The sequence below is a fragment of the Nonomuraea sp. NPDC049758 genome (assembly GCF_040674635.1).
In the GTDB taxonomy this organism is placed as follows: Bacteria; Actinomycetota; Actinomycetes; order Streptosporangiales; family Streptosporangiaceae; genus Nonomuraea.
In genome coordinates this window covers 49059-73036 of sequence record NZ_JBFAMZ010000019.1, presented here as the reverse complement: position 1 = coordinate 73036, position 23978 = coordinate 49059, and the positions used below count along the sequence as shown (strand labels likewise).

Here is a 23978-nt window from a genome sequence, read left to right as displayed (position 1 = left end):
GTCGGCGTGAGCGGTAAGGGGGGCTCGCAGGAGGCGACTTACGCGGCGCTGGCCGCCAACCTGGGGATCGCCGTCACCAAGTTCGTGGCGTTCTTCTTCACCGGCTCGTCCTCGATGCTCGCCGAGGGCATCCATTCCTTCGCCGACTCGGGCAACCAGGGGTTGCTGCTGCTCGGCCAGTCCCGTGCCAAGCGCGGGCCCACCCCGTCCCATCCCTTCGGCCACGGGCGCGAGCGGTACTTCTACGCCTTCCTGGTCTCGGTCGTGCTCTTCTTCGGCGGCGGCCTGTTCGCCCTGTACGAGGGTTACGAGAAGATCAGCCACCCGAAGCCCCTGGAGAGCTGGCCGTGGGCGATCGGGGTGCTCGTGGGCGCGATCGTCATGGAGGGCCTGTCCCTGCGCACGGCGGTGCGCAACGCCAACCGGGCCCGCGGGGGCCGGTCGTGGCCGCGCTACATCCGCGAGGCCAAGGCCCCCGAACTGCCCGTGGTCCTGCTGGAGGACACCGCCGCCCTGCTCGGGCTGGCCTTCGCCCTCATCGGGGTCACGCTCACGCTGGTCGTCGGCGACCCGGTCTACGACGGCATCGGCTCGATCGCCATCGGCGTGCTCCTGATCATCGTGGCCGTCACCCTGGCCACCGAGACCAAGAGCATGATCATCGGTGAGTCGGCGTCGCCGGAGGTCCAGCGGGCCATCGAGGAGGCCCTGCGCGAGGACGACGCCGTCGCCTCCTTCACCCGCCTGCGCACCCTGCACCTCGGCCCGGAGGAGCTGCTCGTGGCCGCCCGGGTCACCGTCGCCGAGCAGGGGGACGCCGTGGCCGAGGCGCTGGCCAAGGCCGAGCGGCGTATTCGCGAACGCGTCCCGATGTCCACGGTCGTCTACCTGCAGCCCGAGCCCTGACCCTGCTGCCACTGCCGCACCCACGAGCGGCCGTAGTCGTTGCCGTGCGGCGTGCGCAGCACGGTGTGGACGTGGAACGGCTTGGGCGTGCCGTAGTCGAGGAAGACGCCGCGGTGGTGGTCGAGCTCGGCGACGATCACCGGTGACTGCAGCCGGTAGTAGAAGACGTCGCCCGGCCGGTGGCCGCCGATCCAGCAGAACCACGTCTCGTCGAGGTGCGCGGCGATCTCGCGCAGCCGGGCGGCGCGCGGCCCCGCCGGGAGCAGGCCGACGAACGACTCGGCGACGGCCAGCGCGTGCTCCCGGGCCGCCGCGGGCATGGCGGCGACCCGCACCCCCTCGAACGGGATCACGCGGTTGTCCTGGAACGCCCCGGCCAGGTGGCGTTCGTCCCCCGGGTGCACCCGTCCCTCGGGCATCGCCGGGTCGACCATGTGCTCGTAGACGACGGCCTGCCGGCGCTGCTCCTCCGGCAGGGCGGCCATCAGCCGCAGGCCGCGGGCGACCCGGTCGGCGAACAGGTCGCGCAGGCCGGCGTGCGGACCGGCGTCGATCTCGTCGGGCTCGGCGCCGAGAAACACCGGCGACAGCGCCATGCGGCCCTCGACGACCAGGCAGTTGAGCGCGCAGTGGTGGCCGTAGAGCTGCCAGCCCCAGGGGGCCCGCGGGTCAGGCGTGCCGTAGAGGGCGAAGTTGTAGCTGAACTCGTTGAGTATGGTCTCCAGGCCGACCACCTCGCCCAGGAAGCCGTTGACCCGCATCACCGCGCGGACGAGCCGGCCGCCCTCGGGCGAGAGCGAGGCGCCCACCAGCGCCAGCGCCCTCTCCCTGACGGCCGGCGCTCGCAGGTCCAGCCGCAGGCCGGTGTCGAACTGCATGAACTCCGGGTTGGCCCAGGTCTGCCACGCCACGGCGTCGGCCTCGTGCGAGAGGCGTTCGCGGTCCTCGTCGTCGAGGCAGGCCAGCAGGTCGCGGGCGGCCGACACCATCGCGGCGACCGGCGCCTGCTCGCCGGGGGCGGCCGGTGTCAGCGGGTACAGGCCGTCCCGCAGGACGCCGTCCTCGGTGACGCCGCGGAAGTCGTTCCCGTACAGCGGGGTCCAGCCCTCGATCAGGCCGCCGGTGAACGTCCCCGGCCTCCTGGCCAGCTCGCGGTAGGCATAGGGGTCGAGGCCTCGTACGCCGGCCAGCCGCGGGTGGTCGTGCGGGAACAGGTACTGGCGGAACTCGCCGGGCATGAGGGCTCTCCGGTCTGTCTCAGAGGGTGGTGTTGTGCCGGGCGACGGCGGCCCGTACGGCGCTCTCGTCGCCGGCCGCGATCGCCTCGACCAGGTCGGCGTGGATCCGGTGGCGCAGCTCGCGGTAGCCGGCGTCGGCCGCGTCGTCGGGACGCGGGGACGCGGCGCCCAGATGGCCGAGCGTGCCGATGTAGACGGCCCGGGCCATGGCGTTCGGGCTGATGGCGGCGATGCGCTCGTGCAGGGCCCAGTTGGCGCGCATGAAGGCGTCCCAGCCGGGCGCGGAGTGCAGCCGTCGCAGCAGGCGGCGCAGGTCGGCGACGTCCCGGCGGATGCGGTGGCGGGCGGCGCCGACGTCGATCAGCTCCTCCAGGTGGTCGCGCAGCTCGACGGCGTCGGCGACGGTGCCCGGCTCCTCTGCGACGCCGAGCAGGGTGTGCCGCAGCCGCACCACCGGGCCGGGGTCGGCGACGAACAGCCCGCCGCCGCGGCCCGGCCGGATCTCCAGCACGCCACGGTCGCGCAGCAGCCGGACGGCCTCGCTGACCGTGGCGTAACCGAGGCCCGTCTCCGCGCGCAGCGCCTCCAGCGTGCCGACTGGCTCCCCGGGACGCAGGCCGCGCGACCTGATCCGCTCGTCGAGCGCGGCGGCCAGCCGCTCGGCCCGCGTGCCCGCACCCTGCCCGAGGGCGGCGGCCGGTTGTCCGGGCGAGGAGGAGTAGGGCATAGTCCGGATCCAACCATAAAACCTGCGAACCTTTGGCAGGTTTTCGCCGCCGTGAGGAGATGAGCGATGAGGATCGTCGGGATCCGCCGGAACGCCGCCGGGGGCGTCGAGGCCGGCGCGTTGTCGGCCGACGGGGCCGAGGTCACCGTGCTCGCCCCGCTGGAGCGGTTCTGGGCCGGCGCGGCCGCCTTCCTGGCCCGCGAGCCGGCCGGCGAGCGGCTCCCGGTCGCGTCGGTCACCCTCGTGCCGCCGGTGCTGCCGGAGGCCCGGGTGATCTGCATCGGGCTGAACTACCTCAGGCACGTCGCCGAGGGCTCCTACGCGGGGGAGGGCGTGCCGCCGCACCCGACGCTGTTCGCCCGCTGGACGCGGTCGCTGACCGTGGGCGGCGTCCCGGTGCCGGTGCCCTCGGGCGAGGACGGCCTGGACTGGGAGGGCGAGGTGGTCGCGTACGTCGGCGCGCCGCTGGTGGACGCCGACCCGGAGGAGGCGCTGGCCGCGGTCGCCGGCTACTCGGTCTTCAACGACCTCACCGCGCGCAGGGCGCAGAAGCTCACCAGCCAGTGGATCCTCGGCAAGAACGCCGACCGGTCCGGCCCGCTCGGCCCGCTGGTGCCCGCGTCCGAGGTCGGTGACCTGCGCGACGGGCTGCGGGTGCGGACCTGGGTGAACGGCGAGGTCGTCCAGGACGGGCGTACCGACGAGATGGTCTACGGCGTCGGCGACACGCTCGCCCTGATCTCGCGGACGTTCACGTTGCGGCCCGGCGACCTGCTGGCCACCGGCACGCCCGCCGGGGTCGGCTACGCGCGCACCCCGCCGTGGCTGCTGCGGCCCGGCGACGTCGTCGAGGTCGAGGCGGAACGCCTGGGCAGCGTGCGCAACCCGATCGTCGGCAACGACGCGCGGGCGCTGACGGGCGCCCAAAAGGTGACCACGCCCGAGGGGTGACCGCGCCGGAGGGGTGACCGCGCCGGAGGGGGGAAGCGCGCGACACTGGGGTGGTGGAGACACGACCTGTCCGCGGCGGGGCGGGGCGGCCGGGGCACCGGTTGCGCTTCGGCCCGGCCGCCGAGGGCATCGAGCGGCTGGCGGCCTCGCTCGTCGGCGAGGCGTTCGCGCCCCACCGCCACGACACGTACGCGATCGGCGTCACGCTCGCCGGCGTGCAGACCTTCCGCTACCGCGGCGAGCTGCGGCGATGCCTGCCGGGGGAGTGGCACGTCCTGCACCCCGACGAGCTGCACGACGGGGCCGCGGGCACCGACGCGGGCTTCGGTTACCGGATCTTCTACGTCGACCCGTACCTGATCCAGGAGGCGCTGGGCGGCCGGCCGCTGCCGTTCGTCGCCGACCCGGTCGTGCGGCCGGAGGGGATGTCGCCGGCGCTGCTCGCCTGGCTGCGGCACCTGGACGAGCCCCTGGAGGAACTGGCCCGGCTGGAGGTCGCGCTGCTGGTCGCGGCGGCCCTGGAACGCCACGCCGACGTCCCCGTCCGGCGGCGGCGCGACGCCCTCGCGATCGAGGCGCTGGCACGGGTGCGCGAGCTCATCGCCGCCGACCCCGCGACCCGGCACCCGGTGGCCGAGTTCGAACGCGTCTCGGGGCTCGACCGCTGGACGATCGCCCGCCAGTTCCGCGCCGCCTTCGGCACCAGCCCGACCCGGTACAGGACGATGCGGCAGCTGGACGTGGCCCGGCGGGCGATGCGCGGCGGCCTGCCGCTGCGGGAGGCCGCGCTGCGGGCGGGCTTCGCCGACCAGAGCCACCTGACCCGCATGTTCAAGCGCGCCTACGGACTCACCCCCGGCGAATGGACCACCGCCCTCACCTGACGCTCGGGGAATCCACCGTGATGCCCGCCTGAAGCCCGTCGGTCCTGGCCTCGATCGCGCGGATCACGGTCACCATGTCGAGCGTGCCGTGCCCGAGCGCCAGGGTCTCGGCGAACAGCGCGTGGCAGACGTCGATCAGCGGCGAGGCCACGCCCGACGCCCGCGCCGCCCCGGCGATGAGCCGGTTGTTCTTCAGCACGTCGGCGATGGCCGCCTGGGCGGCGAGGTCGCCGTCCAGCAGCTTGCGGACCTTCCCCCGCGACACGTCGCTGGCCATCGGGCCCGAGTCGAGCACCTGGGCGAACCGGTCCAGGTCCAGGCCGTGCCGGGCGGCGAAGTGCGCGGCCTCGGCCAGGCCGCTGACCATGGTGATCAGGAAGATGTTCACCGCCAGCTTCATCAGCAGCCCGCCGGGCACCGGGCCGCACGCGATCGTCCCGGCGCACATCGGCGCGAGCAGGGGGCCCACCTCCTCGACCGCCGCTGGCTCGCCGGCCAGCATCGCCACCAGGCGCCCGGCCTCGGCCGGGCCGCGTGAGCCGGACACGGGCGCCTCGACGTAGTCGCCGCCGGCCGCCCGCACCGCCGCGCCCAGGTCCGCCGACCACGCCGGGGACGTCGTGCCCATGTGCACCACGATCCGCCCGGCCACCATGGACGCGAACCGCGGCGTGCCGCGCCCGAGCACCGCGTCCACGGCGGCCTCGTCGGCCAGCATGAGCAGCACGACCCTGGCCCGCGCGAACACCTCGTCCGGGCTCGCCGCCACGTGCGCGCCGGCCGCCCGCAGCGGCTCGCACCCGGCCGCCGTACGGTTCCAGACGACGACCGGCGTGCCCGCCCGCACCAGGTTGAGCGCCATGGGCCGGCCCATGATCCCCAGTCCGATGAATCCCGTTCCGGCCATCCGTCCTCCCGCTCTCCGTGTCCCGCCGTCACCGTTGTAGCGGCAGGGACCGGCTCCGGTCTTGAACGGTTGTGCGGCGCCCGCCGGCGTCAGGGCGTGGCGACGTCGAGGTCGACGCTGGAGACGCCGAGCACGCCGTCGATCTCCAGCAGCTCGGTGATCAGCACCTCGACCGGCCCCGCGCCCTGGACGACGAGCCAGATCGAGATCGACTCCCGGTCCTTGCGCGGCTGGTCGCGTTCGAGGGTGAGCTCGGCGATGACGAAGCCCCTCTCGCTGCACAGCGCCAGCACCCGCCGGAGCGCGCCGTGGCGGTCGAGGTAGGTCAGGTGCAGGCGCGACTGGGCGTACTTGGAGCGGGGCAGCCGGGCGCTGAGCGGGGTGAAGGCGAACAGGACCAGGAAGTGGCCGGCGGTGACGGCGACCGCCAGCAGCCACAGTCCGGCCCCGGCGGCCATGCCGACCGCGCAGGTCAGCCAGACCACCGCGGCGGTGGTGAGCCCGCGCACCGCGTCCCGGCGGACGAAGATCAGGCCGCCGCCGATGAACCCGATGCCCGACACGATCTGCGCGGCCACCCGGGACGGGTCGAGCGTGACGTGCTCGCCCAGGACGTCGGCGAAGCCGTACTTGGACACCAGCATGATCAGGGCCGAGGCGAAGCCGACCAGCGTGTGGGTGCGCAGGCCGGCGCTCTTCTGGCGGATCTCGCGTTCGAGCCCGATGGCGGCCGACAGCAGCAGGGCCAGGCCAAGTTCTCCCAGCTGGGTCCATCCTTGCCCGGCCAGTGCCGTCGTGGCGAACGCCGTCCCCATTTGCCCAGATGTCCCCGGTGTGCGGAGGGCTCACACCTTCCCGGCGAGAAGTTAGTTGCCTGACTTAGTTTCTGTGCTACGGTTCTTCTTAGTCAGGCAACTAACTAATGGCTGAGGGGAACCACCATGTTCGTTGTCACGGGTGCCACCGGGAACGTCGGCCGCACGCTGGTCGGTCTGCTGGCCGAGGAGGGACTGCCGGTCACCGCCGTCGCCCGCCGCGTCACGGAGGCCGACGTGCCGCCGGGCGTCCGGGCCGTCGCCGCCGACCTGGGCGACGTCGCGAGCCTGCGTCCGGCCCTGGCGGGTGCGGACGCGCTGTTCCTGCTGGTGGCGGGGGAGGACCCGGAGGGCGTGATCGCGGCGGCCGGGGAGGCGGGCGTGCGCAGGATCGTCCTGCTGTCCAGCCAGGGCGCCGGGACCCGGCCGGGGGCCTACCCGCACGCCGTCCGGTTCGAGGAGGCCGTCCGCGGGTCGGGCCTGTCCTGGACGGTCCTGCGTTCGGGCGGCATGGCCTCCAACGCCTACGCCTGGGCCGAGCCCGTACGCCTGAGCCGCACCGCAGAGGCCCCCTTCGGCGACGTCGGCCTGCCCTTCGTCGACCCCGCCGACGTCGCCGCCGTGGCGGCCGCCGTCCTGCGCGAGGACGGGCACGACGGGGCGACGTACGTGCTGACCGGCCCCGAGGCCACCACCCCGCGGGACCGGGCGGCGGCGATCGCGGCGGCGCTGGGCGAGCCGGTGCGCTTCGCCGAGCAGACCCGCGAGGCCGCCCACGCGCAGATGGCGCAGGTCATGCCGCTGCCCGTGGTGGAGGGCACGCTCGCCATCCTGGGCGAGCCCACCCCCGACGAGCGGAGCGTCAGCCCGGACGTCGAGCGCGTCCTCGGCCGTCCCGCCCGCCCGTTCGCCGCCTGGGCCGAGCGCAACGCCGCCGCCTTCCGCTGACCCCCGGCGACGGCCTGGTGGGCGAGGACCCGCCGGCCGGCTGGCAGCCGGAGAACCACCGGGAACGCCGCGGAAGCCGGTGACGGCGGGCGTCACCGGCTCCGGGGGCGCGCCCGTCAGGTGATCGGGCAGGTGTCGCGGTACTCCTCGATCGCGGTCCCGCGCGGGGCGGGGCACAGGAACTGGTCGTAGCGGGTGTCGTCGTCGACGAACCGCTTCAGCCAGGCCACCATCGACTTGGCCATCGTGGTGTTGGTGACCTGCGGGAAGAAGTGCGAGGCGCCGTTGAGCTCCAGGTACGCCTTCTCCACCGACGACGGGATCGACTGGTAGAACGGCTCGGAGTGGGTCGCCACCGGCGCGATCGTGTCGGCCTCACCCCCGATGATCATCGTCGGCACCCGGAGGCCCGACCAGCTCTTGGTGAGGTTCCACGGCGCGAGCGGCACCGCCGCCTGCAGCGACGGGCGCGCGTCGGCGGCCTCCAGCGTGCCGCCGCCGCCCATGGAGTGACCGGCCACCGCGAGCCGGGACGCGTCGATCCTGCTGCGCACGGCCGACGGGCTGCCCGAGGTCAGGTAGTCCAGCGCGGCCAGGAGCTGACGGCCGCGGCTGGCCGGCTGGTCGTAGATCGTGGTGGTCTCGATGCCGATCACCACGAACCCGTGCGAGGCGATCCGCGGCCCCAGCCAGGCGAGGCTGGACCAGGTCGCCGTGTAGCCGGGCGAGATGGCGATCGCGCCGAAGGTGCCCTGGCTGGTGTCGGTCGGGTAGTAGATCGTCCCGCCGCCGAAGCCGGAGACGCTCAGCCGCGAGACGCCGAGCTCCGCGGTCGCGAACGGGCCGCGCGCGGCTTCCAGGATCGCGCCGGTCGGGTCGGGGCCGCGCTCGTACGGGCCGGCCGCGTGGGCGGCCGGCGCCGCCGCGACGCCGCCGGCGAGCAGCGTGACGGCCAGGGCGAGCTTGGTGAACGTTCGCGCGCCGAAGTGGGGGGTGGAGAGCTGCACGTCGTCGAACTCCCTGCTCATCGGGGGAATGACTGCTGTCTGTCGCCATTGTCGGGACACGCGGTCAGCCGTGCATCGGTGAAATCACCGGTCTCGTGCCGCGCCGCCCGGTCCAGGCGCTACATGAACCTGACCAGCTCCACCCGTGAGCGGATGCCGAGCTTGCTGAAGATGTTCCGCAGATGGTGCTCGACCGTGCGCCTGCTGAGGAAGAGCTGCTCGGCGACCTCCTTGTTGGTGGCGCCCGCGGCCACCATGCGGGCGATCTGCGCCTGCTGCGCGGTGAGCTGCGACACCGTCGCGTCCGCGGCCGGCCGGACCGGCTCGCCGGAGGCCCGCAGCTCGGCCCTGGCCTGCTCGGTCCACAGCCGCGCGCCGTGCCGTTCGAACGTCTCCAGCGCCGTGTGCAGATGGTTCCTGGCCGCGCCGGGCCGCCGGTCGCGCCGCAGCGCGCTGCCCAGCAGCAGGTGCGTACGGGCCGTCTCGAACGCGCAGACGCCCTGGCCGTGCAGGCGCAGAGCGTCCAGGAACAGCTCCTCGGCCTCGCCGGGACGCACCGACAGCAGCGCCCGGCAGCGCGAGACCAGCGCCCGCAGGCCGGGGCTGCGCGTGCTGCCGACCCAGCGTTCGAGCACCCGCAGGGCGGCCGCGGCCCGCTCGCGGTCGCCGGTGCGGGCGGCCGCCTCGATGTAGTGCGGGGTGGACATGACCCTGATGACGACGTGGCGGTTGCGCCGCCCGGCCCGCAGCCTGCCCGCGGCGTCGGCCACGCGGCCCGCGGCCAGGTCGAGACAGGCCAGCGCCCAGTTGCCGACCGCGCCGGCCAGGCCCAGCTCGTGGGCGTCGGCCAGCTCGATGGCGGCGTCCGCGCGGATCCGGCACGTCTCCTGGTCGCCCTCCACGGCGGCGCTGATCGCCAGCCAGGCCAGGTGCTGGGCCGCGGTGTTGTGCTGGCCCGTCTCGCGGGCCAGCCGCAGGCCCTTCGCGGCGGTGGTGGCGACGGAGGCGTACCGGCCCGTCCAGACGTCGGGGTAGATCGTGAACTCCAGGAGCTGCGGCACCGCCGACGCGGCCCCGCGCAGCCGGGCCTCCTCCACGGCCCGCGCCGCCAGCCGGTGGGCCACCGCGTCCTCGCCCAGCAGCATGCCCGCGACGCACGCCCACGTGAGCACCGCCGGGTCGCGTACCGAGCCGGCCAGCTCCAGCACCCGCCGCAACGGCCCGGCCGCCTCCTGGTGCAGGCCGCTGAAGGTGTGGGCCATGCCCGCCAGGTACTCGAACATGAGCTGTGCCGGCGCCGGCTCGTCCGGACGCCGCAGCGCCGCCGCCTGCCGGGCGATCGCGATGAACGCCCGGTTGTCGCCCGCCCGGTAGCTGGCGTCCGCGGCGCGGACCAGCGCGCGCACGCCGAGCACGCGGTGGCTGTCCAGCAGCCCGCGGGCCGCCGCCAGCAGCTCCTCGCGGGCGCTGCCGGTTTCGCCGCCCAGCAGCTCCAGGCTGCCGCGCAGGAGCTGGACGTGGCCGCGCAGCTCCTCGGGCGCGCCGGGCGACCGCAGCCGGGCCAGCAGGGAACGCGCGGCCCGGGGACGTCCGGACACCCAGGCGTGCCTGGCGGCGGCGGCCAGCCGTTCGGCCTTGACCGCGGGATGAGCGGTCAGCTCGGCGGCGCGCTCCAACGCCAGGTAGGGCTCGGGGAACCCGGCACGACGCTCCGAGGCCAGGCACGGCTCGGAGCTCCCGGCGGCCCACCGCACGGCCAGCGCCGCCCGCGCCAGCTCGTCCCCGGCCTCCTCCTCCCCGCCGCCCCCCGCCCAGGCCCGATGCCAGGCCCGCCGCAACCTCTCCCAACCACCTGCACGATCCCCGTCCGGGGTGAGCAGGTCGGCGAGGAGGCGGTGGGCGTGGCGGCGCTCGGCCAGCGACGCCGCGTGGTAGGTGACCGCCCGCATCGCGGGTTCCCGGAACGCGAACGCGTCCCCGTCGGCCCGCAGGACGCCCGCCCGTTCGGCCGGTTCGAGCACCGACAACGCGCACGCCGGGCTCGCCGCCCTGGCCAGGGTCGCCACGTCCAGGGCCGGATCGGCGGCGATCAGCAGCGACAGCCGGCGCGTACGCGCGGGCAGCCGGGCCAGCGCGCCCGTGTGCTCCCGCCACAACCGCCCGCCGGGAGGCAGGACGGCGGGCGGCGCCGCGAGGCCGGCCCGCTGGTCGGGGGTGAGCGCGCCGATCAGCTCGCGCAGCGCCAGCGGGTTCCCGCGGGCGATCCGGTCGAGCGCGGCCGACAGGTCCTCGGCCAGCCCGCCGGGCGCCAGGTCCGCGGCCAGCTCCCGCACCGCCGGCCCGTCGAGCCCGCGCAGCTCCCGCGCGGGCACGCTCTCAAGCCGCCACATCGCGCCGCCGTCGAACCCCTCCGGCTCCCGCTCGCCGTACGGGACGGCGTGGGAGGGCGGGGGTCTGGTGGTGAAGAGCAGGGCGATCGGTTCGCTGGACAGGCGGCGGGCCACGAACGAGAGCGCGTCCAGGCTCGCCGCGTCCAGCCGGTCGGCGTCGTCCACGCAGGCCAGTACGGGACGCTCGGCGGCGACCGCCGACAGCAGCCCGAGCACGGCGGCGGGCAGCACGAGCCCCGCCCCGCAGGTCCCGGCCTCCAGGGCCTCGGCCAGCGCGCGGGCCTGGGCGGCCGGCAGCGCCGCGACGGCCCCGGCCACCGGCCTCAGCAGGCCGTGCAGCCCCGCGTACGGCACCCGCGACTCCGGCTCGACCCCCGACACCCGCAGCACCCGGAACCCGCAGGCCCGCGCGGCGGCCAGGTCGAGCAGCGCCGTCTTGCCCATGCCTGCCGCGCCGGTCAGCAGCAGCGCCCCTCCGGAGCCGGCCCGGGCGTCGTCGAGCAGCCGCAGCAGGACGTTCTCCTCCGCGTCGCGGCCGCGCAACACGGGAACGCGCGTGACTGGGGACACGCCGTCCAGTGTCACGCGCGGGTGCCGCCGCTGAAAGAGGCCGCCAGCCACGAAAGCCGCCGACGCCCCCGACCGCACGAGAGGGGTGGACGGGAGAAAGTATGGCATTCCGGTGACAGCAAGCGCTTGGTGACCTACCTTGAGTCCTGACCGTCAAGGAGTGCCGATGCGGAATCAGGGGCTTGGGTCATGGCCGGCACGCAGGGCGCGGATGACGCCCGCCCGGCCCGCCGTCGGTTACCAGGGGATCGACCGCACCTACGGCGACCTGTACGACCGGGTCACCCGCCTGGCCCACGGGCTGACCGGCCTGGACGTGGGCCGCGGCGACCGGATCGCCTATCTCGGGCCCAACCACCCGTCCCTGGTGGAGACGTTCTTCGCCGCCGGACTGCTGGGCGCGGTGTTCGTCCCGCTGAACGCCCGGCTGGCCCCGCCCGAGCTGCGCTTCCTCCTGGACGACTCCGGCGCCCGCGTCGTCGTCCTCGGTGAAGGCCAGGACGGCGGCGGCCTGCCCGGCCGGCACCTGGGCCAGGACGCCTTCGAGAAGCTGATCGCCGGCGCGCCCGCCGACCCCGTGGACGAGCCGGTGAGCCAGGACGACCTCTGCCTGATCATGTACACCTCGGGCACCACCGGCCGCCCCAAGGGCGCGATGCTCACCCACGGCAACCTCATCTGGAACGCCGTGAACCTGCTGGTCGACGTGCCCCTCGCGCACGACGAGGTGACGCTGGTCAGCGCGCCGCTGTGGCACATCGCGGCCCTGGCGCAGACGCTCGTGCCGACCGTGCTGAAGGGCGGCCGGGCGCTGCTGGAGCCGTCGTTCCGGGTGGACAGGACGTTCGACCTGGTCGAGTCCGAGCGGGTCACGATGATGTTCGGCGTGCCGTCGATGTTCGCGGCCCTCGCGCGGTCGCCGCGCTGGGCGGACGCCGACCTGTCCAGCCTGCGGCACCTGCTGTGCGGAGGAGCGCCGGTGCCCGAGCCGCTGATCAGGACGTACCGGGAGCGCGGGCTGCCGTTCCTGCAGGGGTACGGCATGACGGAGACCTCCCCGGGCGCGCTCTTCCTCGGGGCGGGGCACCCGGACGCCGGGCTCGGTTCGGCCGGGGTGCCGTGCTTCTTCTCCGACGTGCGGCTGGTCGCCCCCGACGGCTCGCCCGCCGCCCCCGGCGAGCCCGGCGAGGTGTACGTCCATGGCCCCAACGTCATGCCCGGCTACTGGCGGCGTCCGAAGGAGACCGCGAAGGTGTTGTCCGCCGACGGCTGGTTCAGGTCGGGTGACATCGGCGTGGCCGACGAGGGCGGGTACGTCCGCATCCGCGACCGGATCAGCGACATGTACATCTCCGGCGGCGAGAACGTCTACCCGGCCGAGATCGAGAACCTGCTCCTCGCCCATCCGGCGGTGGCCGAGTGCGCGGTGATCGGCGTACCGGACGAGAAGTGGGGGGAGACCGGCAAGGCGCTGGTCGTGCTTCGGCCCGGTGCGCGCGCCGAGCCCGAGGAACTGCTCGCCCACCTGGACGGCCGCCTGGCCCGCTTCAAGATCCCGAGGTATCTGGAGCTCGTCCCCGGCCTGCCGCGGAACGGCGCCGGGAAGCTGCTCAGGGCGTCCCTCAGAACGCTGCACGGGCAGCGGGGGCGGTGACCGGGCGGGGAGCGGCGGGTCAGCCGATGGCGGGCAGGCGCAGGTCGGCGAAGACGCCGCGGTGGTCGGTGCCGGGCACGTCGAGGATCTCCGTACGGGCCACGCCCACCCGGCGGTCGGCCAGCACGTGGTCGATCGTGATGATCGGCGGGATCGCCCTGCCGTTGGGCCAGGTCGGGACGAGCCCCTTGCCCACCTGGTCGGCCGCGTCGACGTAGCCCCGGGCCAGCAGGTCGCGGAAGGCGCGGTGGTCGAGGCTGGCGTTGAAGTCGCCGGCCAGGATCCTGAGCACCGCTGGCGACGGGGACGGCAGCGCCTTGAGCGAGGCGTCCCACTCGGCCGCCATCCGGCCGAGCGGCGGGTTGGGGTGCACGGCCACGACCTCGACCTTGCCGCCCGAGGGCAGGGACAGCGTGGCGGCCGGCATGTTGTGGCCGATCGGGGTGAACAGCCCCCGCCGCGCCCGCAGCGGATGCTTGGCGAACAGGCCGCTGCCGATCGCGCCGTCCGCGGCCTGGAGCACCCGGTACGGGAGCAGCTTGCGCAGCCCCGCCTGGTCGAGCCGCCGGACCGCGTCCGGGGTCAGCTCCAGCGCGCTGAACACCTCGATCTCGTACGTGCGCACCAGGCGGACCACGGCCTCGGCGTCGGCCCGTCCGAACAGGTTGACCGACAGCACCCGCAACGGGATGCCGTCGATCACTTTGCCCGGCTCGACCCCGGACGTCCTCGGGATCAGGCACGCGACGAACACCATGCCCACGACGGCCGCGCTCAGCCCCGCCGGGCGGTTGCGCCTGAGCACCGCCAGCAGCGCGGTCAGCGCGGACAGCCCCGCGCCGATCGGCGTCACCGTCATGAGCTGGATGAGGAAGGAGCCGGTCTCCAGGCCGCCGACCCGCAGCGCCGCCCAGGCCGCCAGCAGCGCGACCACCGTCCAGGCGAACCAGCGCCTGCGCCGCCGGGGTGAGGGACGCTTGCCGGCGGATGCGCGTTCGGCCGTCGCGCTCGCTGCCCGTTGATCCACAGCATGAACCCTAAGGCAGCGGCGAAGAACCCGAACCAGCCCACCCACGCGGCCCGGCCCGGCCCCCGGGCCCGGCCCGGCCATGCTCGGTTCGGCCGCTTGGGCTCACTGGCGCGGCTCAGTGGCTCACCTCGCCGACTCGGCTCCCGTCTTGACGGCGAGGAGCTGCCTGCGCATCGCGACGAAGTCGCCGACGTCCGTCATCGCGACGTGGGCGGCGCCGCGCACGGTGGGCTCGCCGCGCATCCTGAGCCGGTAGATCAGCCGGGTGCCGCCGCCGGTGTCGCGGAGCGCGATGGAACAGGTCGTGGTGGCGTCGGCGCCACGGTCGGCCAGCACGAGGCTGTGCGGGGGCTCGATCCGCTCGACGACGAAGGAGCCGCCGTCCATGACGTCGCCGGGCTTGAGGTCGTGCGGGGGCTGCGCGGGCTCCCCGGCGGCTTCCGCCCGCGCGTCGGGTCCGGGGCCAGGACGGGCACCGGGACGGGTGCCTGGCCCCGGATAGCCGCCGAGCCGGACCACCCAGGCCCAGACGACCGGCGGCGGCGCGTCCACGGTGACGGCACGGGTGGCCTGGAGCTGGGGGAGCGGCACGATGTCGTCACCCGGCAGGTCCTCGTGCACCTCTCTGTCGGTCGCGCCCCAGCGCAGGTGCCAGGGGCGCACGGCGAGCAGGTACCCGGCCGCCGCACCCGCGGCCAGCCGGAACACACGGCGTGGCAGGAACATCGCAGCACTCCTTCGTGTCACTGACGAGACCTGTCGCCGGCCTCTCGTCGATCGGCGCTCGGAATTTCGGTGCTTACGCTGAATTATGGGCCAATATGGCTAGATCTGGTCGGCTTTCCATATTGTCAGGCCATATGTCTCCGCAATCGGCCGCCACGCCTGCGCGAATTGCGCCTTCGCCGTCTGCGCGGCCTCCGATCTGCTGAGACCTCGCCGGTAATCGCGGTCGTCCGAGACCGGGCCGGTGCAGCCGCCCGCCAGATGGCGCCGGGCCCAGGAAAGGAAGGCGGTGTCGGCGTCGTAGGAGGCGTCGAGTGCGGTGATGAGCGTCTGCTTCAGCGCCGCGCCCTCGGGCAGGGCCGTCACCTCCAGCGTCCGGGCGGCGGCGAGCTGGTCCCGGCGGCCGGCGGTGATGTCCTCGATCGTGGTCACGCCGGACCGGCGGCAACCGGTCGCGTCCGCGATCGCCGCCGACAGGCTGGAACGGGCGGAACTGCTGCTGGACAGCAGCTCGTCCACCCGCCCGGCCTGCCCGGCCGCACCTGCCGTGGGGTCCGCGCTCGGTGTCGGGCCGGTGCTCGCGGCCGGGTCGTCCGCGGGGGTGGCGTCCCCGGTCGCCGGGTCCTCCGTCGCCTCGTCCGAGGTCTGAGGCTGGACGGCCGACGGTGCGCCGCCCGAGCGCCCGCCCGCCTCCGCCGGAGAGGACGGGCGGCTCCCGGCCACCCACCAGACCAGTGCCGTCGTCGCGCACGCCGCCGCCACGCTGACCAGCACCACCGGCCGCCGCCACCCCGGCGGACGCAACCGCGAGGGCGGCGGCGGATGATCGTCCCCCAGCGGCCCCCGCGAAAGACCGGCGAACGCCCCCTCCCCGGACGAGCGCACCACAGGCGGGACACCACCGGCACCGGCGCCCGGCGTGCCGCCCCCCACGAACGGGACACCACTGCCGGCGGGCGAGGAGCCGGGGCCACCGGGTGGGGCGCCGGTTTCTGAGGGCCCGCCGGGCAAGGCGCCCCTCCCCGGTGGGACGCCGGTGCCTGAGGGGGCGGCGGGTGAGGGGCCTGAGGGGGCGGGAGGTGTGGGGGTGGGGAGGAGGGCGCCGCAGCGGGGGCACTGGGTGAGGGCGCCGGTGTCGCTGCCGCATCGCCCGCACCGCCCCCCGGCGCCTGAATGGTGGACCAATACACCCTCCCGTAATGCTCCGTAAAGGGAAGAATTTCGATATATCGGGCTTTTGTCCCGAGCTTCACTTCCGGTGAACGAGACTATTTGATAACAACGAGCCCCCCAAAGCACTCGCCCCTCATAAGCTCGGCCGGGTTCACCGACGAAGGAGGGTCATGGCCGTCGACAGCTCCGGCGCCACCGGCTCCACGCGGGACACCAGGGCCCACCCCGGCGTGCCCCGCATGAGCAACGTCACCCGCTACCTCAGCGCCGCCGCCTACCTCGACAGCGGGTTCCGCGACCGGGTGCTGGGCGAGCTGATGTTCGACCCCTACCGCGCGGTCCCCCCGTCCTACGGCGGCTTCGACCTCATCCCGGTGATCCACCACTGCCGGCGCTCGCGCTCGATGCTCGTCGTCCGCGACGCGCTCATCACCGTGTTCTTCCTGGCCGGGTTCGTGATCTCCCCGCTGACCACGATCGCGTGGGTGGCGATGCTGGTCCCGCTGGTGCTGCTCACGTCGGGGCGGGTCCGGCGCGGCTCGCTCGTGCTGCGGGCCATGCTCTGGTTCTGGGCCGCGAGCATGGCCCTGCTCCTGCTGGCCGCGGTGTTCTCCACCGCGCTGTCCGTGCTGCTGCTGCAGAGCCTGTCCAGCTCCTCGTTCTACAACGACGGCCCCTCCTACGGCGTCGCCGACGTCCTGGGCCAGGGGCTCGGCACGCTGACGCTGGCGATGGCCGTGCCCTTCACCACGCTCGGGGTGGCGCTGGTCTACCGGATCGCGACGTACATGACGCTGGCGGGCACGCTGCGGCCGGGCGCGCCCGAGCCGGTCACCGGCGCGACCGGCCCCCGCACCGCCCATCGCGTCGACTACGTGCGCAGCGCCCAGTGGGGCAACGTCACCATGTACGCCAACGAAGACGCCTTCATGGGCGCCGGGTCCATCGCCAGGACCTGGTCGATCGCCGTCGAGCTCGACCGGGTGCGCGGCCGCGAGGGCCCGCCGCGCCGCCAGGACGACCCGGTCGACATCGACCCCGTCGAGCTGCACGCCTTCGTCCGCGAGCGGCTGAAGGACATGCGCGACCGCGTGCTGCGTCCCAACGAGGGCATCCAGCGGCTCGACATCGGCGACCACGTCGTCACCAGGGGGATCTTCACCGTGGCCGACTGGCACGACGGCGGCGCCCCGGTGTCCCATCCGCTGATCGGCAAGAACGGCCTGCCCAGGTCCCACGCCACGCCCGAGGAGATCGAGGCCGTCGTCCGCCATCCGCAGGGCGGCGTGCGCTACTACCAGCGCGTCACGATCAACAACGCCGGGCAGGAGATCCGCGACCGCAACGGCCGGCTCGTCGCGCCCGCCGAGGATCAGGAGGCGCTGACCTCCGCGTTCATCTACCTGGCCGTCGAGGGCCGGATGCTCTACACCCAGTTCGTGGTCACCGTGCTCCCGCCCGCCCTCGGCCCCTACCACGTGGTCGACCGGCTGCCCACGATGACCGGCGGCCGCATCGCCTGGGAGGCGGTCAGGTCGTTGAAGCTGCGGCTGCTGCGCGACGTGCTGGCCGCGCCCGCCCGGCTCGTCCGTACGGGGGTGCAGGCCGTCCGGCAGAACATGCTGGCGCCCGACCCGCGCAAGCACATCGTCTACCCCTACGGCGCCCGCTTCAGCGTCCGGGAGCTGGGCGCCAGCGACGACCTGCAGACCCACATCCAGGTCCTCGACGTCTCCAAGTACGTGCGGATGATCGAACAGCGGCTCACCGAGGCGGTCCTCGACTTCCTGGAGGACAAGGGCGTGGAGACCGGCGCCTACCGGTTGCAGGCGGCGAGCGTGACCATGAACACGCTGTCGGTCAGCGGCGGCGCCACGGTCAGCGGCCCGGTCGCCTTCGGGCACCAGGCCGCGGCGACGGTCAACAACCTGGGAGGGCAGGGCGCGTGACGAACGAGGAGACCTCCATGCCGGGCTCGTACGGCGTGCACATCAGCGGCGGCGAGGTGAGCGGCCCGATCGCGGTGGGCCCGCACTCCCGCGCCACGGTCAACAACCTGGGCGGCGCGGCCCCCGGCGAGGCGGCCCGGCTGCTCGACCGGCTGGAACGCCTGCTCGCCGAGCACGAGGCGGAGGTCACCGAGCCCGCGCGGGCCCGCCGGGACGTCGCCGACGTGCGCCAGGAGATCGAGCAGGCCGACCCCGACCGCTCCCGTGTCCTCGACGCGCTCAGGCGGCTGTCGGCCCGCGCGGCCGAGGTGTCGGTGATCGTGGAGGTCGTCGGCCAGATCCGCGAGCTGTTCGGCTGACCAGCGGCTCTCGAAGGGGGCCGGGGTCAGCGGAAGACCGCGACCGCGGCCTCGCCGAGCATGTCGTCGATCAGCTGCACGACCTCCCTGACGACGGGGGAGTGCTCGCCCGCGATCTCCCGGAGGCGTTCGACGAGCCGGGCCGAGGGCTGGTCGAGGTAGAGCTCGGCCTCCAGCCGCAGCGCCCCCACCAGCCCGCACAGCGCCGCGCCACGCCCGTCGGGCTGCTTCCAGCCCTCCACGGCCGAGCGCACCCCGGCCGAGGCGCGCACCACCGAGGCGATGTCGGCGAGCTGGTACCGCGTGTACGGCAACATGCCCATACGCCGCCTGGTCACCATGACCAGCACGCCCGCGGTGACCAGGCTCTGCCGGGTGCGGTCGTAGGCGTCCTCGGCCAGCTTCTTGATCCAGAACCTGGCCTCGCCCTCGGCCCGGTCGCGGGACATCAGCGGGACCAGGGAGTCCACGACCGCGTCGCCGACCGGGGTGGGGTCGACGACGGTGATCCGGCCCTGCCCGACCGTGACGCGCCCGCTCAGCGCCAGGTCGAGCAGCACCGCCCCGGCCAGCCCGAGCGCCATCGAGTGCTGGTGGACCAGGGGCTTGCCGGACTGGTCGTGAGCGATGAGGAACAGCTCGTGGTGGAGCGGCGGCCGCGTCACGGCGACCGGATCCCGGTCAGGCCGGCCTTGTCGTCGCCGTCCAGCACCGGGCGGCGGCCGCGGGCGTACAGGACGCCGAGGACGACGACGCCGACGGCGAGCCAGATCAGGCCCACCCGCTGGGCCAGGATGTTGGCGTTGACGATCACGAAGATCAGGATCGCCATGCCGATCAGCGGCGCCACCAGGTGCGACCAGAAGTCGGACGAGCGCTGCCGGACCCGGTAGTGGACGATCACCGACACGTGCAGCACGACGAACGCGATCAGGCCGCCCATGTTGACCAGGCTGCTCAGCAGGCCGACGCCCTCCTTGAGCTGCGAGGCCCACACGCCGATGCCGACGGACAGGGCCGAGACGAGCAGGATGGCGTTGGCCGGGACCGAGTGCTTGATCGACACCTTGGCGAGGAAGGCCGGCAGCTGCCGGTCGCGGGCCATGGCGTACAGCAGGCGGGAGACGGCGACCTGGGCGACCAGGGTGTCGGCGAAGCCCCAGGAGATGGCGGTGGCCGTCGAGGTGACGTGCCGCAGCCACTCGCCGCCCGTCGAGGCGGCGGCGTCGTAGAAGGCGGTCTCCGAGCCGGTCTTCAGCAGGCCCGCCGGGTCGGGCACCACCAGCGCGGCCACCCAGACCTGGGCCACGAACAGCAGCCCGGCCAGGATCAGCGCCAGCCGCATGGCCCGCGCCACCTGGGCCGAGCCGCCCGCGGACTCCTCGACGAGCATGCTGATGCCGTCGAAGCCGAGGAAGGACAGCACCGCGACGGAGACCGCGGCGAAGATCACCGGCCAGGAGAAGGTGTCGGGGTTGAACAGCGGTGAGAGGCTGAACCCGCGGCCCTCGCCCTGGAGCAGGGCCCAGATCCCGATCAGCACGAACAGGCCGAGCACGACCAGCTCACAGGTGATCAGCACCTTGGTGAGGGTGATCGTCATCCGGATGCCGCGCAGGTTGACCACCGTGTTGACGGCCACGAAGACGAGCAGCCACCCCCAGACCGGCACCCCCGGCACGCTGGCGTTCATGGCGATCGAGGCGACCAGGTAGAGCAGGCTCGGCACGAGCAGGTAGTCGAGCAGGATCGCCCACCCGGTCATGAAGCCGACCGACGGGGCGATGCCGCGGCCCGCGTAGTTGTAGACCGACCCCGACAGCGGGAAGGCCTTGACCATCTGCGCGTAGGAGGCCGCGGTGAACAGCATCGCGACCATGCCCACCAGGTACGCCAGGACGGGCATGCCGCCCGAGGCCTTGTACACCGGGCCGAAGATCGCGAACGGCGCGATCGGCACCATGAAGATCAGGCCGTAGAACACGAGGTCGGTCAGTCCGACCCCGCGGCGTAATTCCTGACGGTAGCCGAACTGCTCGATGCTCTCCTGAGGTTGCACGACAGCCTCTCCATGTCGTCCATGCGGGGGGTGACGGGCCTCGGCATACGCATGGGGTTACGGATACCGGTGGGGCTCGATCTGGCGATCCTTCCGTAGCCCACGGTCACGTCGCAAGAGGCTGCTCCAGGTGGTTGCGTACCTGACCTCGCCGGAGGGCCCGCGCCGGCGGAGGCGGGCGGGACGCGCGCCGTCCCGCCCGCCGGCCGGCGGCGCCGCCTCAGCAGGCGCCGACGTCCTTCCAGACGCCCCACTCGCCGGTGGTGCCGGGCTCCTGGCCCTGCGTCCACCACTTGGCCTCCCACGTGTGGGCCTTGTGCGAGACGCGCTGGCCGCCGTTGTAGACGGCCGTCGCGCTCCAGGCGGGCGCGGTGCAGGCGCCGCCGGTCGGGGTGACGGTCGGGGTCGGGCTCGGGCTGGGCGCGACGCCGCCCCGAGCCAGGTCCTGGACCAGCCCGTACGTCCTGCCGCCGAAGGTCAGCGTGTAGTTCGCCTGGCCGGGGACGGGCAGGTAGTACACGTAATCGAGGGTCACCGACGCGCCGGGGGCGAGCGTCTGCCAGGTGGGCAGCTTCACCGACACCCGGTGGAAGTCGCCCTTGAGCCCGCCGACGTTGTTGCCGGTGTGCTCACTGCTGATCACCCGCAGGCCGAAGCCCGACTGGTCCTTGGCGTTGTTCGGGGCGGAGGTCGCGTAGTCCCACTGGAACTCCGCGCCGCCCGGGATGGTGGTCTGCGTCTTGTTGGTGATGACGAGCTTGGGGTTGATCGGGTAGTTGCTGTCGCCGGCGGGGAAGCCGGTGGCCTCGATCGTGACGTCCACCTTCTCGGCGGGGACGGCCACCTTGGCCTTGGCCGCGCCGTACGGGGCGGCGGTCCTGAGCTTGTCGTAGAGCAGGCCGGTCAGGGTCTGGCCCATGAAGTACTCGCCCTTGGCCGCGTCCCAGGCGTAGTCGCCGGCCAGCTCCCAGATCATTACCCCGCCGATGCCCTGGTTCCTGACGTAGTCGGCCTTGGCGCCGAGCGACTGGTCGTCCTCGGTCGACAGGAACACCTTCTTGGTGGCGTTCCACAACCAGGGGGCGGTCAGGGTGGCGTTGTAGTTGCGGGTGTAGGTGCCGGTCAGCCGGTCCTCGGGGTCGTTGGCAGGGTCCAGGCCGTAGGCGGGGCCGTAGGAGCCGGCGATGCCCTTGGCCAGGTTCATGGCGTGCCACATGGGGTTGGAGCCGGCGCCGACCTCCTTGCCGTTCTCCTCGTCGTGCCACAGGTTGTCGATGCCGCGGGCGCCGTCGCCGCAGGTGGTCAGGCCCTGCGGGCAGCTGCCGCTCGGGCCGTTGGAGGTGCCCCACAGGCCGTTCGCGCCGCCGTTGACGTTCTTCCAGCCGCGCGTGTAGTACGGCACGCCGATGTTGATCCGGCCGGCCGGCATCGCGCCGCGGAAGTAGTGGTAGGCCCAGTCGGTGTTGAGGTAGCCGAGCCCGCCGTACTGGGCGGCGGTGTAGACGCCCCACTTGGCCAGCTCGGCGTCCTTGCCGTCGTCGTACAGGGCGGCGTTGGGGCCGACGAACTCGTTCCAGGCGCCGTGCAGGTCGTAGGACATGATGTTGACGTAGTCCAGGTACTGGGTGACCTGGAAGGTCTCCATGCCGCGCAGCAGGTAGCCGGAGGCGGGGGCGGCGACGGTCAGCATGTAGTACCTGCCGTCGGCGGCGGCCGCGGTGTCCAGCTTCTGGCGCAGCGTCCTCATCAGGGCCGCGTAGCCCTTCATCAGGCTCGACCTGCGGGCGTTGGCGATGGTCCAGTCGAGCGGGTTCCCCGCGTCCTTCATCGAGGTCGGGTACTCGTAGTCGATGTCCACGCCGTTGAACCCGTACGCGCGCACGAAAGCGACGACCGAGTCGGCGAACGTGCCGATGCCGGCCTGGTTGACCGAGCCGTCGGCGTTGGTGGTCATCGAGTAGAAGCCGCCGGAGGGCACGCGGGCGCCGCTCGCGTCGAAGTAGCCGCCGGTCTCGGCCCAGCCGCCGACCGACACCAGCGTCTTGGTGCCGGGGTACTGCTTCTTGTACTTGTTCAGCAGGTTGAAGTGGCCCTTGTACGCGTAGGCCGGGTCCATCTCGGCGCCGGCGACGCCGGGCCACTCGGTCGCGGTCGCGTCGGCGTCCACGGCGATCTTGTTGCTGCCGTCGACGTGGGCGAAGGCGTAGTTGATGTGGGTGACCTTGCCCCACGGGATGTTGCCGGCCAGGTAGGCGGGCCGGCCGTTCTTGCCGGTGCGCCAGCTGGTGAAGTAGCCGATGATGCGGCGGGGGTGGTCGGCCCCCATCTTCTCCCGGCCGTCCTCGTCGTAGGCCAGGCAGTAGGGGACGTCCACGCCGGGGGTCTGGTAGAGGCCGTCCGGGCGGCAGGCGGCGTTGTCGGCCGCGGCGGTGGCCGTACCGGCCAGGGCTCCCGCGATGAGGACCAGTGAGGTGCCGCACGCGGCCAGGGCCGCGCGTAGGCGTGTGGGCTTCAAGGCCACCTCCGATGGGGCATGACTGGGGGGTTGATCGGAAGGTAAGCCTGGTGACCAGGCCCGTCAATGCTCTCTGTTAGGAAACTTTCTTAATAGTTGCCGCGCGCGGCGGTCACGATCCGGTCCGGCGCAGGATGAGCACCGCGATGTCGTCGCGCGGGGCGCCGTGCGTGAAGGTGTTCAGGTCGGCGGCCAGGGCCTCGACGGTCCTGGACGGCGGGTCGCGGGCCCAGGAGCGCAGCCGCTGCTCCAGCGGGTAGAAGGAGCCGTCGCGGTCGCGGGCCTCGGTCACGCCGTCGGTGCACAGCAGCAGCGAGGCCCCGCGCGGGAAGGCGAAGCGCGCGCCGTGGCGCGGCTCGCCCGCCAGCCCGGCCAGGCCGAGCGGCACCTCCGGCTCGCCGAGCCAGAGCTGCCCGGCGTTCCCACCGTGGATCAGGTACGGCGCGATGTGCCCGCAGTTGACCGCGTTCACCTCCAGCTCCGGGCCGATGTCCAGCAGCAGCGCGGTGACGAACCGCTCGGGCTCGCCGGTGTGCGCGGCGAACCTGTTGTGCCTGATCACGGCGTCCTCCAGGGCGTCGGCCACGCCCATGAGGGAGAGCTCGCGGTAGGCCGCCTCCCGGAAGGCGCCCAGCACGGCCAGCGCGGCGCCGATCGCGGGCAGCCCCTTGCCCTGCACGTCGGCGATCATCACCCGGGTCCCGTACGGCGACGGCGCCACCTCGTACATGTCGCCGCCCACCATCGTGTCCTCCTCGATGGGCTGGTAGAGGCCGTCCACGACCACGTCGAGCGAGCGCAGCGGCAGCGGCCTGACGAGCTGCCGCTGCAACGCCGCGGCGGCCGAGCGCAACCGGCGGACCTCCTCCTCGCGCTGGATCCGGTAGCTCGCGCCGACCACGCTCATCAGCCCGAACGCCGCGGTGAAGCCGGAGACCTCCAGGTTCGTCCGCAGATTGCCGCCCAGATAGGCGACCGAGGCCGACACCACCGCCAGCACCCACACCGACGCGACCGCCGTCTGCCACACCGAGCCCAGCGCCGACACGATCGCGGGCAGGAAGATCAGCACCGGCACGAGCTCCGCGCCCCCGCCGGTGAACCTGTCCAGCCCGACCACCAGCACCGTGATCCCGATCAGGCCGACCAGGAACACCGGTGTCGTGAAGA

20 protein-coding genes are annotated in these 23978 nt (G+C 73.5%); 7 read left to right on the top strand and 13 right to left on the bottom strand.

The window, feature by feature from the left end:
• The first annotated feature begins 6 nt into the window (after window positions 1–6).
• On the top strand, window positions 7–906 hold the full coding sequence (locus AB0J46_RS38510; RefSeq protein WP_364339437.1) for a cation diffusion facilitator family transporter: 900 nt from the start codon (window positions 7–9) through the stop codon (window positions 904–906).
• Here the strand turns inward: AB0J46_RS38510 and AB0J46_RS38505 are convergent.
• On the bottom strand, window positions 885–2144 hold the full coding sequence (locus tag AB0J46_RS38505; RefSeq protein WP_364339435.1) for a DUF3500 domain-containing protein: 1260 nt from the start codon (window positions 2142–2144) through the stop codon (window positions 885–887). The genes AB0J46_RS38510 and AB0J46_RS38505 overlap by 22 nt on opposite strands.
• A 19-nt stretch (window positions 2145–2163) precedes the next feature.
• Entirely contained in the window at window positions 2164–2871 is a 708-nt protein-coding gene (locus AB0J46_RS38500; RefSeq protein WP_364339433.1) for an FCD domain-containing protein, read from the bottom strand.
• Window positions 2872–2937: 66 nt separating this feature from the next.
• Here AB0J46_RS38500 and AB0J46_RS38495 point away from each other — a divergent pair, with 66 nt between their 5' ends.
• Both AB0J46_RS38495 and AB0J46_RS38490 read left to right on the top strand, forming a co-directional pair.
• Window positions 2938–3822 (top strand): fumarylacetoacetate hydrolase family protein, encoded by an 885-nt coding sequence (locus tag AB0J46_RS38495; RefSeq protein ID WP_364339431.1) that lies wholly within the window; start codon window positions 2938–2940, stop codon window positions 3820–3822.
• Between the two features lie 53 nt (window positions 3823–3875).
• Window positions 3876–4706, top strand: coding sequence for an AraC family transcriptional regulator (locus AB0J46_RS38490; protein WP_364339429.1), 831 nt, complete (start codon window positions 3876–3878; stop codon window positions 4704–4706).
• Here the strand turns inward: AB0J46_RS38490 and AB0J46_RS38485 are convergent.
• Window positions 4699–5613: an NAD(P)-dependent oxidoreductase gene (locus AB0J46_RS38485; protein WP_364339427.1), complete on the bottom strand. Its 915-nt coding sequence runs from the start codon at window positions 5611–5613 to the stop codon at window positions 4699–4701. The genes AB0J46_RS38490 and AB0J46_RS38485 overlap by 8 nt on opposite strands.
• Window positions 5614–5702: 89 nt before the next feature.
• On the bottom strand, window positions 5703–6428 hold the full coding sequence (locus AB0J46_RS38480; protein WP_364339425.1) for an MgtC/SapB family protein: 726 nt from the start codon (window positions 6426–6428) through the stop codon (window positions 5703–5705).
• A 126-nt stretch (window positions 6429–6554) separates the two neighbouring features.
• Here AB0J46_RS38480 and AB0J46_RS38475 point away from each other — a divergent pair, with 126 nt between their 5' ends.
• Window positions 6555–7376 (top strand): NAD(P)H-binding protein, encoded by an 822-nt coding sequence (locus tag AB0J46_RS38475; RefSeq protein WP_364339423.1) that lies wholly within the window; start codon window positions 6555–6557, stop codon window positions 7374–7376.
• Between the two features lie 116 nt (window positions 7377–7492).
• Here AB0J46_RS38475 and AB0J46_RS38470 read toward each other — a convergent pair whose 3' ends face one another.
• A complete protein-coding gene (locus AB0J46_RS38470; RefSeq protein ID WP_358292317.1) occupies window positions 7493–8404 on the bottom strand; it encodes an alpha/beta hydrolase in 912 nt (303 codons plus the stop codon).
• A gap of 98 nt (window positions 8405–8502) precedes the next feature.
• Window positions 8503–11343: an AAA family ATPase gene (locus AB0J46_RS38465; protein ID WP_364339421.1), complete on the bottom strand. Its 2841-nt coding sequence runs from the start codon at window positions 11341–11343 to the stop codon at window positions 8503–8505.
• Window positions 11344–11554: 211 nt separating this feature from the next.
• Here AB0J46_RS38465 and AB0J46_RS38460 point away from each other — a divergent pair, with 211 nt between their 5' ends.
• Window positions 11555–12997, top strand: a complete 1443-nt coding sequence (locus tag AB0J46_RS38460) for a long-chain fatty acid--CoA ligase (RefSeq protein ID WP_364339419.1) — start codon at window positions 11555–11557, stop codon at window positions 12995–12997.
• A gap of 19 nt (window positions 12998–13016) precedes the next feature.
• On the opposite strand, the gene AB0J46_RS38455 is transcribed toward AB0J46_RS38460, so the two are convergent.
• The 3 genes from AB0J46_RS38455 to AB0J46_RS38445 all read right to left on the bottom strand — a co-directional run bounded on the left by AB0J46_RS38455 (window position 13017) and on the right by AB0J46_RS38445 (window position 15641).
• Complete coding sequence (locus tag AB0J46_RS38455) at window positions 13017–14024, bottom strand: endonuclease/exonuclease/phosphatase family protein (RefSeq protein WP_364339417.1); 1008 nt, start codon at window positions 14022–14024, stop codon at window positions 13017–13019.
• Between the two features lie 126 nt (window positions 14025–14150).
• Window positions 14151–14753, bottom strand: a complete 603-nt coding sequence (locus tag AB0J46_RS38450) for a hypothetical protein (protein ID WP_364339415.1) — start codon at window positions 14751–14753, stop codon at window positions 14151–14153.
• Between the two features lie 99 nt (window positions 14754–14852).
• Window positions 14853–15641, bottom strand: a complete 789-nt coding sequence (locus AB0J46_RS38445; protein ID WP_364339413.1) for a hypothetical protein — start codon at window positions 15639–15641, stop codon at window positions 14853–14855.
• 455 nt (window positions 15642–16096) lie between these two features.
• Between AB0J46_RS38445 and AB0J46_RS38440 the strand changes: the two genes are divergently transcribed.
• Together AB0J46_RS38440 and AB0J46_RS38435 are read left to right on the top strand one after the other, a co-directional pair.
• The gene (locus AB0J46_RS38440) at window positions 16097–17875 is read left to right on the top strand and encodes a hypothetical protein (protein WP_364339411.1); all 1779 of its coding nucleotides are present in this window, start codon (window positions 16097–16099) and stop codon (window positions 17873–17875) included.
• On the top strand, window positions 17872–18234 hold the full coding sequence (locus tag AB0J46_RS38435; protein ID WP_364339409.1) for a hypothetical protein: 363 nt from the start codon (window positions 17872–17874) through the stop codon (window positions 18232–18234). Before AB0J46_RS38440 ends, AB0J46_RS38435 begins: the two co-directional genes overlap by 4 nt.
• A 26-nt stretch (window positions 18235–18260) precedes the next feature.
• Here AB0J46_RS38435 and AB0J46_RS38430 read toward each other — a convergent pair whose 3' ends face one another.
• From AB0J46_RS38430 to AB0J46_RS38415, 4 genes are all read right to left on the bottom strand, one after another.
• Entirely contained in the window at window positions 18261–18899 is a 639-nt protein-coding gene (locus AB0J46_RS38430) for a GPP34 family phosphoprotein (RefSeq protein ID WP_364339407.1), read from the bottom strand.
• Window positions 18896–20293: an APC family permease gene (locus AB0J46_RS38425; RefSeq protein WP_364339405.1), complete on the bottom strand. Its 1398-nt coding sequence runs from the start codon at window positions 20291–20293 to the stop codon at window positions 18896–18898. Before AB0J46_RS38425 ends, AB0J46_RS38430 begins: the two co-directional genes overlap by 4 nt.
• A 220-nt stretch (window positions 20294–20513) precedes the next feature.
• Entirely contained in the window at window positions 20514–22808 is a 2295-nt protein-coding gene (locus AB0J46_RS38420; protein WP_364339403.1) for a glycosyl hydrolase family 18 protein, read from the bottom strand.
• Window positions 22809–22920: 112 nt separating this feature from the next.
• Complete coding sequence (locus AB0J46_RS38415) at window positions 22921–23964, bottom strand: PP2C family protein-serine/threonine phosphatase (RefSeq protein ID WP_364339401.1); 1044 nt, start codon at window positions 23962–23964, stop codon at window positions 22921–22923.
• Between the last annotated feature and the right edge of the window lie 14 nt (window positions 23965–23978).

Bases quoted from the DNA above. Each gene is read 5' to 3' on its own strand.
- AB0J46_RS38505 (WP_364339435.1), bottom strand. From the start codon at position 2,144: ATGCCCGGCGAGTTCCGCCAGTACCTGTTCCCGCACGACCACCCGCGG.
- AB0J46_RS38495 (WP_364339431.1), top strand. From the start codon at position 2,938: ATGAGGATCGTCGGGATCCGCCGGAACGCCGCCGGGGGCGTCGAGGCC.
- AB0J46_RS38450 (WP_364339415.1), bottom strand. From the start codon at position 14,753: ATGTTCCTGCCACGCCGTGTGTTCCGGCTGGCCGCGGGTGCGGCGGCC.
- AB0J46_RS38500 (WP_364339433.1), bottom strand. From the start codon at position 2,871: ATGCCCTACTCCTCCTCGCCCGGACAACCGGCCGCCGCCCTCGGGCAG.
- AB0J46_RS38475 (WP_364339423.1), top strand. From the start codon at position 6,555: ATGTTCGTTGTCACGGGTGCCACCGGGAACGTCGGCCGCACGCTGGTC.
- AB0J46_RS38440 (WP_364339411.1), top strand. From the start codon at position 16,097: ATGGCCGTCGACAGCTCCGGCGCCACCGGCTCCACGCGGGACACCAGG.
- AB0J46_RS38470 (WP_358292317.1), bottom strand. From the start codon at position 8,404: ATGAGCAGGGAGTTCGACGACGTGCAGCTCTCCACCCCCCACTTCGGC.
- AB0J46_RS38485 (WP_364339427.1), bottom strand. From the start codon at position 5,613: ATGGCCGGAACGGGATTCATCGGACTGGGGATCATGGGCCGGCCCATG.
- AB0J46_RS38460 (WP_364339419.1), top strand. From the start codon at position 11,555: ATGACGCCCGCCCGGCCCGCCGTCGGTTACCAGGGGATCGACCGCACC.
- AB0J46_RS38480 (WP_364339425.1), bottom strand. From the start codon at position 6,428: ATGGGGACGGCGTTCGCCACGACGGCACTGGCCGGGCAAGGATGGACC.